This is a genomic window from Microcoleus sp. CZ3-B2, from assembly GCF_036705055.1.
In the GTDB taxonomy this organism is placed as follows: domain Bacteria; phylum Cyanobacteriota; class Cyanobacteriia; order Cyanobacteriales; family Microcoleaceae; genus Microcoleus.
Genome location: NZ_JAUBTN010000107.1, coordinates 1 through 10,877, shown reverse-complemented (window position 1 = coordinate 10,877; position 10,877 = coordinate 1). Strand labels below are relative to the sequence as shown.

8 protein-coding genes are annotated in these 10,877 nt (G+C 47.4%); 3 read left to right on the top strand and 5 right to left on the bottom strand.

Annotated elements, in window-relative coordinates:
• Window positions 1-242 precede the first annotated feature (242 nt).
• The 5 genes from QUA97_RS27210 to hpsA all read right to left on the bottom strand — a co-directional run bounded on the left by QUA97_RS27210 (window position 243) and on the right by hpsA (window position 8,853).
• A complete protein-coding gene (locus tag QUA97_RS27210; protein ID WP_333197376.1) occupies window positions 243-884 on the bottom strand; it encodes a pilus assembly FimT family protein in 642 nt (213 codons plus the stop codon).
• A 525-nt stretch (window positions 885-1,409) separates the two neighbouring features.
• Entirely contained in the window at window positions 1,410-1,979 is a 570-nt protein-coding gene (locus tag QUA97_RS27205) for a prepilin-type N-terminal cleavage/methylation domain-containing protein (RefSeq protein ID WP_333197374.1), read from the bottom strand.
• A 60-nt stretch (window positions 1,980-2,039) separates the two neighbouring features.
• On the bottom strand, window positions 2,040-3,110 hold the full coding sequence (gene hpsC / locus QUA97_RS27200; RefSeq protein WP_333197371.1) for a hormogonium polysaccharide secretion pseudopilin HpsC: 1,071 nt from the start codon (window positions 3,108-3,110) through the stop codon (window positions 2,040-2,042).
• A 63-nt stretch (window positions 3,111-3,173) separates the two neighbouring features.
• Window positions 3,174-3,776, bottom strand: a complete 603-nt coding sequence (locus tag QUA97_RS27195) for a prepilin-type N-terminal cleavage/methylation domain-containing protein (protein WP_333197369.1) — start codon at window positions 3,774-3,776, stop codon at window positions 3,174-3,176.
• A gap of 40 nt (window positions 3,777-3,816) precedes the next feature.
• Window positions 3,817-8,853, bottom strand: a complete 5,037-nt coding sequence (hpsA, locus tag QUA97_RS27190; protein ID WP_333197366.1) for a hormogonium polysaccharide biosynthesis protein HpsA — start codon at window positions 8,851-8,853, stop codon at window positions 3,817-3,819.
• Window positions 8,854-9,144: 291 nt separating this feature from the next.
• Here hpsA and QUA97_RS27185 point away from each other — a divergent pair, with 291 nt between their 5' ends.
• The 3 genes from QUA97_RS27185 to QUA97_RS27175 all read left to right on the top strand — a co-directional run bounded on the left by QUA97_RS27185 (window position 9,145) and on the right by QUA97_RS27175 (window position 10,579).
• On the top strand, window positions 9,145-9,402 hold the full coding sequence (locus QUA97_RS27185; RefSeq protein WP_333197363.1) for a hypothetical protein: 258 nt from the start codon (window positions 9,145-9,147) through the stop codon (window positions 9,400-9,402).
• Window positions 9,403-9,424: 22 nt separating this feature from the next.
• Window positions 9,425-10,189 carry a sulfotransferase domain-containing protein gene (locus tag QUA97_RS27180; protein WP_333197362.1) on the top strand — a complete coding sequence of 255 codons (765 nt, stop codon included), beginning with the start codon at window positions 9,425-9,427 and terminating at the stop codon, window positions 10,187-10,189.
• A 189-nt stretch (window positions 10,190-10,378) separates the two neighbouring features.
• On the top strand, window positions 10,379-10,579 hold the full coding sequence (locus tag QUA97_RS27175; RefSeq protein WP_194011982.1) for a heavy-metal-associated domain-containing protein: 201 nt from the start codon (window positions 10,379-10,381) through the stop codon (window positions 10,577-10,579).
• Window positions 10,580-10,877 lie beyond the last annotated feature (298 nt).

The window sequence follows — 10,877 nt, the reverse complement described above, 5'->3', positions numbered from 1 at the left end:
GATCGCCCGATGGAATGTAACTATCACCCAATTTGTAGGGACACGGCACTGCCGTCTCCTGATTTTGGGTAATGGGTAAAATCGATCTGGCGATCGAATATAACGATCGCCCGGTGGGGCGATGGAGGACACGGCAATGCCGTTTCCCTACCACAAAATGATCGATCGCCCCATTTGTAGGGACACGGTACTGCCGTCTCCTGACTGTGGGTAATATCGTTTTCCCTGACGCACCCTAGAGCTCAGTAGCAATATCTTTGGTCTTGAGCTTTGGGTTGTCTTTGGGAGATGCGTTGATGTCCTAAAAGTGTAGAGACGATGACGCAGCGTTCGCTATTTTTTAAATCGGGATGGAATAGTGTTAGTCTCCCTTTTGCTTCTAGGCTTGTTTGGCCGCATTCGTCGCTACCCTTATAAACGGCGCAACCTCGGAAGTTGAACGTGACCCGCCGGATTGTTCCCTTGTCTGTGGGTTTGTTGTTTTCATCTACTTTGAGCAGTGTTGTCTCATATCCTCCTTTGTCGTTTATAGCTGTATGTATTTGAATTTGATGTTCTAGGTTTTTCCATTGGTGGGCTGGTAGTTGGGCTGGGGAAATGTCGGATTTGTGAATTGCTACTTGTACGTTTTTTCCGTCAACTTCTTTGAAGCTGGCTTGCCATGAGGTTTTGTCGCGTTTGGCGTTGCTTTGGGCTGATTCCATTGCCCAATAAGCCCGATCGACTGATACATTCAAACGGTGGTTGTTGATGAACATTAGCCAAGAGGGGGTGACGATCGCACAAAATATCCCCACTATTGCTATAATTATCAACATTTCAATCATTGTAAAACCTGCGGCAGATGCAGCGGTTCTGCCTTTGAGCGTTTTATGTATTGACACGTCAATGCACTCCTTGATATTTAGCTCAAAAAAATAGCTAGGAGGCGCTATTTTTTATTTATTTTAGTTCTTGAGTTTGGTTAATGTATAGGGCGCTTAAATAAAATTTACATACATATTGGGAGGTTGCAGGGGGGATGGCATCTGCTGTGAATGAGAGGCTGCGGGGCTGCTAAATTTGCGATCGCACTAAAGCTCGAAAGGCTTTCATAGCGACGTTTTGCTGGCGATCGGGCTCTGCCTGGTAATGCAGGTGCGGAGGCTGTGCTTCCTTCGATCGGGCAACCTGCAGGAGAGTGGAGTGTGGCAGATGTTTAGGTGATTAAGTTTTCGATCCTAACTACGTTTGAGGTTGAGTTGACTCTTTCAAAAAAGCTTGGCCTAAGTTTGGGGAGGCGAGATTTTGATAGTTACTATAAAATTGAGGATTTTAGCAAGACTTTTTTAAATTGGTATTAATATATTTGAGCAATTCTGAACTTGCGCGGAATCGCTGTTAGAGATTAAAATTAAATTTATTGAAAACTAGGATGGTGGTGGGCAATTAATTCCTTCATCAGTTCTCATTCCTCCTAGGAGAGTTTGCACAATTACACACTGCTTTGTACCGCCTCCAACTGGAGCAACTGTTACCACAAATGGAGTTGTACCTGCTGCGGGATTACCTTGGTAGTCAAAAGTAATTGAGTTTGCTGGGGTTGCAGTCTGTTTGTTCGTCAAAAGTGTAATTTGTCTGGGCTTGATTTCGCCTCCAACATTTAACTGCTGAGCATTACCGTTAATCGTAACTGTTGGCGGGTCAGTTGCAAGGAATGTAACTACTCGATCGCTCTTATTTCGCTTGGCTTCGCTTTGTGCGCTTCGCAGGGTTTGCAAAACGCGATCGTTGACTGTGCGGACTCTTTGTCTGTTGATGAATCCCAGCCAACTCGGAGCGGCGATGGAAGCAAATATGCCTAAAATCAGGACTATGATCAGCACTTCTATAAGAGTGAACCCTGCATCGTTCTTTTTGGATGCAGTATGGTGGAAATTCGGGCGGGATTTGGCGGTAGAGTTATGCAAAAGTTTTAATAATATTGGTGGGGTTTTCATAGTTTTCTCCTGTTTGGGCGATCGGCTGCGGGCGATCGAGAAATGCGTTTCAAGCGGCAGTTACTTTCCTAGCCCACTTAGACCTTTTACTTGTACGCTCGATCTTGGAAAAAATGCCGAATTGTTGGGGTTGAAATTAGCCTTGTCGGCTTGAAGGCGGCGCAGGCTGTTTCCTCTAATCGTAACTCTGGCTGTGTTTTTAGCTGTATCTACACAAGCATAGAAACTGTTAGTTTGATTGGAATTTGAATCTGTTATTTTTAGAGTATCTTCGGGGATTGGGGATGTTGTAGTTCCAATTTTGATTGTAGGATTACCAAGAGCCATTTGGCATTCATTCCCTGGTAAATTCGTATTAGTATTACTACTGTGGTCTATGTAATTAACGAGTACCTGTGGGTCTTCAAAACCTGTGCCAGTTGTCACTTTTTCTGTGGGTTTAGTAAATTCAAAATATTTATTAAAAGCTGGATCTGGTTGTTGAGATGTCTTTGTATCAGCAAGGTTGTAGTAAGGAAGAATGGTATCTGCAGCAGTCGGGTCAGGTTTTCTTATTCCATCCTTAATTTCATAGCGGGCAATGCGGGTAGGACAAGTGCCTCCTGAAGGCTGACACCAAATAGACTGAGGATCTGCTTCTTTAAACTGGTAGTAAGCAACTAATGATAGTACATAGGTATCGTTGCATTTTTTATTGGCATAGTCGTCGTTATTTGTTGGGGCGCAATCTTTTGGTTTTACCGTAGAAGAATCAACAGGAATCGATTGTTTCACTAGCTGTCGCTTCCAGAATACTAGAATAGGGGTTTTAGTTGCATCGTTAGGAGCAGGAAGTTGACTTTTGATAGCGTTGACTCCTGCGCCGTCGTAAATATAAATGGCTTGACTCAAATCTTGGGCGATGAAATCAACGGCCGCCTGAATGTCTTGCTCGGTGTTTGCTTTGAGTTGTTCCTTCCTATCGGTATTCAGCATATCGACTACAAAGGCGAGCATCGGGGTGATGATTAAAAATGCCATAATCGATCCCACCAATAACTCGACAAGAGTCATGCCCTTTTCTGTTTTAGTTGGGCGAGAGCGGTTTTGTTGGTGCTGACTTTTGAGAAGCAACCTGAGTAAAGTTTTCATTTTGACTGTTTCCTTTGTCAAATGGGGGAGCGATTTTCAATTCGATCGCGGGGACTTTGTTGATTACTTACAGCCGGTTGTGCTTTGGAGTCGATCGCACAACGATCGATATGCAGACGCATTTCCTGTTGTAGTAGGTGGAATTTCTGTCTGCATCACCACCAAAGGTGCTTTAGGGTCGCCCAGTCCTGAATTAGCAACTGATTGCTGTACGGTTTTTAAAGAAGAGCCGAAGGGGGCATCGGCTCTGTAAACCCGGACTTTTAAGAAATAGCCTGTGTCTGTCGGCTTGGCCCCTAGAGAACGAATACCCTGAACGTAAAAGTCTTTGTTGCTACCACAGACCTCGGTTTGCTCTGACTTAAAACAGTACAAATTAGTTTTGTCTGCGGGAGCAGGAGGAATTATGGAATTATCGGAAGGGTCATATGTCTGACTTGGACTCGCGATCGCCCCCGATCTAAGAGTGTCGATGTAAGTTCTCGCCGCCTGCGTGGCCAGTTCCACCCGCCGCGCTTGTACGCGAGTCGCTACTGAGTAAGCCATCACCGGGGCGATCGCGATCATCAGTACCGAAACTACAATCATCGCTACCAATGACTCAATAATCGTGTAGCCACCATCTCGCGGCTGGGATAAATTTTGGTGTTGTTGTCGCTTAGTCATAAGTAGGACTCCAGTAATTGCGCGGCGGAAAGTTAGAGCATTAAGTGGAGCATTTAGCTCGATCGGCAGTTGTGAGGCTTTCGGTGGCGTTTTTGTTGGCGTTAGTGCCGCCAGCCACCTTAGAACACATCAAAGTTTTGATCCACTCGTCATCGCGAGGTACTTCCCGGAAATACTCGTCCGGGGTTCGTTTTGATGGAGGAGTTGTGAACTTTTGGGTAAACAAGTCCGGTGGCTGAGATAGCAGGCCCACGTCGTAGCCCCAGTTACGGGTGGGCGGGCTGAAGTATGGAATCTGACTACCTGATATGTTGTATACAGTTATGTCTGAACTGGGATCGGCAGGATCGTCAGTAGGGCTAGAAAATTTGGCGAACACAGTTCGTAGGCGATCGGCCGATGGCAGATAGTCCTTCGGCAGAGTTGGTATATAAGGTGCGGTATTAAAGGCGCTACGGTTTAGCTGGATGAAAGACCCTTGGATATTAGTAGAAGTAGTTCCTATGTTCCAGAGTTCCAAGAATCGGGGCAAGTTTTGCAAGCCGCCGTTAAAGTCACCCAACGTAGGGTTTAGCTTCCTTGAGGGAGTGTCGCCTGCTCCCACAACCATATTGAATGTAGTCTCTACAGCCTTGGTTATCCACCCTGTTGAGTCTGCAGCGGCACTACCTCGCGGGGCACCTGGGTTGGCTGCTGTTGCACTCATGAACTGCGGGACTGGCATCAATAGCGGCTGCGACCCACTGTAGCTGTAGCCTGTTGTCGGTACTGTTACTGCTGGTAAGGATGCAAGAGCTGTGCTTGATGCGGCGAGGGTTGGTAGAGGTACTCTACTGCCGTCTGAATTGCCAGCAGTGGTGCTGCTGGTGTTGATTGGATAGGGAATATTGGTAGCATCGTAAGCGACATTAGTCCCACTCTTGGCTGCAAACCACAGAGCGTTAGTTTTTGCAACGCCCGCACCTGCTGCGATAGTTCCTCCACTAATACCCAAGGGCCTTGGATCAGTCAGGTCTGTCAGATCGAAAGGTGCTATACTCTTTCTCTCAAAAGCTACGCGGCGGGGGAATCGCTGCAATTCTGGTATTGGGGGAATTGCAGTTGTTCCCGCTGGATAAGCAGCGGCTGTGTATGCACCAACTTTTGCCTTACCTGCTGCTGTGGGTGGGTCTGTGGCCAATGTTGGATCGACGTACCAGTCACTATCCCCACAGGCAGAAACTGGCAGTTTTGTACAAACTTCCATTACGTACTCTGGGAAGTTCCCGCGGCGCTGCACCGGCGTGACAAAGTTGTTGAAGTAGGAACTCCATAGTGGCTGGGAATTTGTAGCCACGTAGTTAGCGTCTGTCAGAACTATCGGATTTGTTGCTTCCCTTAAATTGCCGTTAGCTAAAAATGCTCCGCTGGAAAGTCCGTTAGTAACAAAGTTGTTGTTGAAAAATCCTTGCTGTCTGCGGGGCAGTACAGCAGCAGCGCCCGCATTGTTTCTGAGGTCAAAATCTCCCTCGTTGCGGAAGCCAAAACGGTAATTTTTCGACAGCAGGGTGACTGCATCTGCCAGTACGTTTGCAGGGCGCCATTCGTCGCCGGTCGTACATTTACCACTCAGCCTGGGGTCATTTGGGCGACACGCAAAGTTTTTATTGAGGTCGCCTTGTACGCGATTGTAAAACTTCTCCCAATCAGCAGAACTTTTAAACTCTGTTTGGGAGGGAGCTTTAAATTCTTGTTGGGTGTGAAGGTTGAAATTGCCTTTGACATAAACTGGCAAATTCGATGCCAAAGTCAGCCCTTTTTCCAGAACTACATTGGCCACAGTGGGAGGGAGGCTGGGCTCTCTGGCGAGTTTTTCACCGTTAACCAGCAGAATTCCGTTAGGCTTGCGAGTGGGGTCTAGTCGGAAGTCAGTAGGGCTTATGGTGGCGCTCCTGTCTTCATCTATGCCGGTGCCTCCTGCATTGGGTATCCGGGCGCTCCGATCGGGCAGCGCGTCATCTCGGCTGGCATAGATAATTCCGCTGTATGGCAGTAAAGGCTCTCCGGCAATTGAGTTCTTTCGCAATACATCGAGGTCTATCTGAGTGGCACGAATTTCTAAAGGTTGCCGTTCTTCTAAGGGCTGGTTGTAATAGGCTGTTAGATTTGCTTTTCCAGTTGTTAGGGGACTGCTGAGCGTAAAGGCTTCGTTAACGATGGTAGTGGGGTCATCGCGATCGATCGCCTTGATTTCTCTAGCGTTCAAAAATGCTACTTCTTGGATAGCCCCGTGAGGAATATCAGAACTGACTGGTAAGGGGGTGGCGGCTATAATCCCTAAAGCGCACATGGTAGAGTCGATCGCTGCTTTGTCTGCCAGAGTGCGATCGCCTGGTTCTTTTAGTAGCGCGTTTCTCAAAGGCTCGTTGGCAAACCTACCGTCAGGAAACACGTAATTTGCTTGCTTTTGTAAATCATTTGGGGTGGGGCTGCCTAATAAGCCGTCTGCACCAAGAGTTGATTTTGCATCTTGTGTTCGATTTGTCGGTGGGCCGTAGACTATCCCATTATTTGAGCCAATTTGAGTCCCCCTCGTCCCTAATGCAGGCTCGCCGCTTTTATTATCAGGAAGTGTAGATAAATTTTTGGCTGTGGAAGCGTTGCTGGGGTCGTAATAGCTGCTGACGCAGGCAAATGGCCGAACGCCAGTGAGATCCGGCTTGTTTGGTGCTAAAGGTGGAACGTAGCCGCCGTCTTTTTTGTAGTGATAAACCGCTGTCGCCCGCATCCGCAAATCGCCCTTGGCATACTGGGGAGTTCTAGGATCGATCACCGAGCCCGCTACTAATGACAGCGCTGGTGCTGCTGGATAATCAACCCAAACCAACGGACCGCTATTAGGGTTGTTGTTAAATACCTTAGACCCCGCCCCCAGAGGCGACATCGGCATTGTATCCGGCCACACAACGGGGTATTTCTCAGTAGTAGCGGTGGTAGTTGGGTCGTCGTAAGCATCATTTACGAGATTTCCCAATAAATTACCACTTGAATTTATCCAAGTGGGAGGCGGCAGAAAAGAATTGGTGCGCTCGTAAACTCCTGCACTGGTGATCACCCGCAGACCGCCAACCCCATCCAGGGGATTTTTAGGTGTTTCCGCTGCTGCTCCTTCCCAGAAACCACCGCGGTCTGTCGCTCCTACGTCGGCCAACTTTGTCACCTGGGGCGTTCTCGTGCGGGGAATGCCACTGGTGTCGCTAGCATTCCATTTGCCTGGAACTTCTTCTGGCGCACTGGTAAATTCATTTTTGGTGTCGTCCCATTGTTTCGCTGGTAAGTTGTTACCCGCAATCACCCGATCGCCCAGCAATAGTTCTTCAGGTAGCGGCGAACCATCTGTTGTTGGTGTTGTTGTTTCTAACTGACCCTTTGCTAGTTGGGGCAAGACTTTGATATTGGTTTTACCCTCATCCGGCTTGCTCCATGTCTGCTTTGCAGGTCGCAGCGTGTCTTGCGTTCCTGTTGGATCAATAATCGGCGGGTTTAACGCCAAGTCTGTTTCCGCAAAGGGAACTTTGCGGAGCATCTGTTTAAAATATTCTTCCAGCGCTTGCTTCCTGGTTTGGGTGCTGGGTTTATTTTGCACCGAAAACGGGTCCCCAGGTTGGGGAGTCTGCTCTGGCTTGCCGGTGGCAGGTAAGACTGGCCCCATCTGTGCTGCCACTAACGAATCGAGGCGATCGGAATAGGCTTTATTGTTGTAAAGTACATCCAAACTGCTCTCGGTAGTAGTGGATTCAGAATCTTTGTCGCTAATAGTTTTTGCCGCCGTCAGCATGGCGGCGTTTCTGCCATTACCTGTAGGTAGTGATGAGGCTTTTTGGAAAAGATGCACGCTGACTGGATTAATTTGTGTGGCAGTGGTATTGCCAGACCAGCCATTAACTACATTGCCTCCCACAACAATTTTGCTATTTTCTTGTTCGTAAAAACAAGAATCGGGGCTGCTAACTTGATACAGTCGCGTCTTATCAGCCCCATTTAAGTTGGTCACTAACAAATTACTATTGGTGAAGATCCGCCCGTTTAGATTGAGCGGAGGCCCTGGCGATATATCCAAGTCGTCTTCATAAACTACCGCATTGTTTGCGAGGGGAATGCGGAGTTGGTCTTGCTGGTATTCCAGAGCGGCTGTGCTGGCAGATCCTTTGAAAGCTTCAGGAGTCTTGTCCAATACCAAGCCGTTATCTATATCTTTCTGTGTTATCGGTACATTAACTGTCTCAACAAAAAAACTTTTTTTAAGTGGGCCGTCTATTCTGTACCAGCCTGAGTCGCCTACCAAAGTAGCGACAGTACCTCCACCCTGCACGCATTCAGGGTTGAGACTTTTGGCCGATGTCGGTGGCGTTCTAGCCTCCAACGACTTTCTGGGCCTTGTGAAGTTGCCTAAAGTTGGGCCTGCGTCACTGCGCTTCGGACTGCGGAAGAATATGCCGTAAATAGTAAAAGTGTCATAGGTGCCATCACCGTTAGTATCTACGGGATATCTCCACGCAGTATTGATCGACTCATTTTCTTTGTCGTCAGCAAGAATAGGAGGTTGGTTAGCGTCACCCACGGCACTGCCGTTGCCGTCGAGGTCTGCTTTAAGTACCAGTCGCTCCTCGTCCCCAAAGCTATAAAAATCCGTCGCAGCTCCGTCAGCATTTGCCATTCTCAAGTACAATTCTCGATCGGATGGAGTGCCTGTCGGTTTTTGCGGGTCTTCCCAAAGCATAAACTGAATTTTTGCTTTCGCCCGATCGATCGCGGGAGTGGCGGCCGCCAGCACCTGCTGGTTCACGCGCACGTTACGGGCCGTATTTGCCCGATCGAACGATCGCAGAGTAATCGCCACCGTCAACAAGATCACTACCAGCAACACCATCGTCACCGTCGGCAACACAAAACCAGCCACCGGCAGTTTTGCCCGGCGGCTCATAGCCATGAGGGCTTGCAGCATTGCTCTCATCAGCCGTTTCGCCCCGGATCTGGTAACACCAGCAATCCGCCGCAACAGCACTACGATAACTTTGGATAATTTGCTTTTAAACATTGACGCCTTCCTGAATAATTTCAGAGATGGTATTGCAGGTAGTTACTGCTCAACAGTACGATCCCACCTTTATTGTTCCCAATTTCCACAACATCCATATCAACCCTTGCAGAAATTTACAAAATGTGCACTTTAGCGAAAAAATAAAACAGACAAACGGGCGATCGAACTCGCAGGCAATATATTTTTTTCCCAAAGATTTGCTCCGCAAGGATTTGGGCTGGGTAACTCCACTCTAGTCTAGTTCTATCCTATTGTCAGCGTTCAGCCCTCAAGTGATTTCGATCGCTATTGAAGTGCGATCGCGATCGTTTCCAATTCATCGCTGGGGCGCATTTGATAAAATACGGTTTATTAACAACTTCGTCAAATCCGCAGTCCGGCAAGTCCGGCAGGGAATTAATTCCCCGACGGTTTGCGGTTTTTCGGGTTAATTTTCGAGTTAAGTTGACAGGCTTCGGGCGCGGTGGCCAGTCCCTAGGAGGTCGATCGACCATAGGGCAGCAACAATTTTTCACGCTGGGTATTAAAATGGCGATCGATTATTAAGAGCTACAAAAATTCAACAACTGTGAAACCAACCCCAAATCCCCCACATTTCATCATCATTGGCGCTCAAAAAGGCGGCACAACATCCCTCTACACCGGTCTCACCCAACATCCCCAAATCGCCCCCGCCGCCGTCAAAGAAATACATTATTTTGACCTCCAATTCGACAAAGGCCCAGAATGGTATTACTCCCAATTTCCCACAGCAGCAGAACGCGGACACAAAATTACCGGAGAAGCCAGCCCCTATTACATTTTTCACCCCCAAGTTCCGCAGCGAATTTACGATTTATGTCCAGAAGTCAAATTAATAGTTTTGCTGAGAAACCCTGTAGACCGCGCGATTTCCCACTACTATTACTATATTAAGATTAAATACGAATCATTATCTTTTGAAGAGGCGATCGCCCTAGAACCCCAAAGACTAAAAGGCGAACTAGAAAAACTCCTAGCCGACTCAACTTACTTTAGTTACGAACACCAACACCACTCTTATTTAAGCCGCGGCATCTACGCCGACCAACTCCCAGCTTGGATGAAACTATTTCCTAAAGAACAACTTTTAATCCTCAAAAGCGAAGATTTATATACCAATCCGGCAGTAACGTACAACAGCGTGTTAGAATTTCTAGGCTTGCCGCCGCACCAACTCAAAGCCTACCAAAAACACAACGCTACTCAATATTCGCCTGTGGACGAGAAAGTATACGAGCAATTGAAGGCCTATTATCGATCGCACAATCAGAGATTAGCTCAATTGTGCGATCGAGACTTCGGCTGGGACTAAAATCATCAATCCGACCGGGGTTTTCAACCCCTGCCGGATTGCACCGAAAGCCCACTGCTGAGACAGCAAAAAGCAATGCCTGACTCTCTACCCGCAGCTAAACTTTCAACAAATATTATGAAAGCCAACCGAAATCAGGTTAAAATAAAAGCAGAATAAATCCTGCAATCTACAATATCTGGTTTAATTATGCCACTCAAACTTCATGTTCCCTCGATCGTCTGTGCCGGCTGCGGAACCACTATTACCGAAGCCATCAAAACAGTTGAATCCGATGCTAAAGTCGATGTAGATATAGCAGCCAAGACTGTCACCGTGGATGCCAAAGCCTCGGAAGAGTCTATTAAACAGGCTGTAGTTGCTTGCGGTCACACTGTTGTCGAAGCATAATATCAGGATCAGCCCTGGTTTCTAGTCGGGGCAGTTTTAAACATAATCGCTTAGATAAATCTTTGGTTGGGGAGGGCGAGTTGATAAATATTTTCGATGTGCATCAAAGATATCTGTGAACTCGTCCCTACAAAATCCGCCCCGACAAGAATTCCTAATGACTACTGACTACTGACTACTGACTACTGACTACTGACTACTGACTAATGACTAATGACTAATGACTAATGACTACTGACTAATGACTAATGACTACTGACTACTGACTACTGACTACTGACTACTGACTACTGACTAC

Excerpts from the sequence above, each read along its gene's own strand:
- hpsC (WP_333197371.1), bottom strand. The coding sequence starts at position 3,110 with ATGAAAACTTTACTCAGGTTGCTTCTCAAAAGTCAGCACCAACAAAAC.
- QUA97_RS27205 (WP_333197374.1), bottom strand. The coding sequence starts at position 1,979 with ATGAAAACCCCACCAATATTATTAAAACTTTTGCATAACTCTACCGCC.
- QUA97_RS27175 (WP_194011982.1), top strand. The coding sequence starts at position 10,379 with ATGCCACTCAAACTTCATGTTCCCTCGATCGTCTGTGCCGGCTGCGGA.
- hpsA (WP_333197366.1), bottom strand. The coding sequence starts at position 8,853 with ATGTTTAAAAGCAAATTATCCAAAGTTATCGTAGTGCTGTTGCGGCGG.
- QUA97_RS27195 (WP_333197369.1), bottom strand. The coding sequence starts at position 3,776 with ATGACTAAGCGACAACAACACCAAAATTTATCCCAGCCGCGAGATGGT.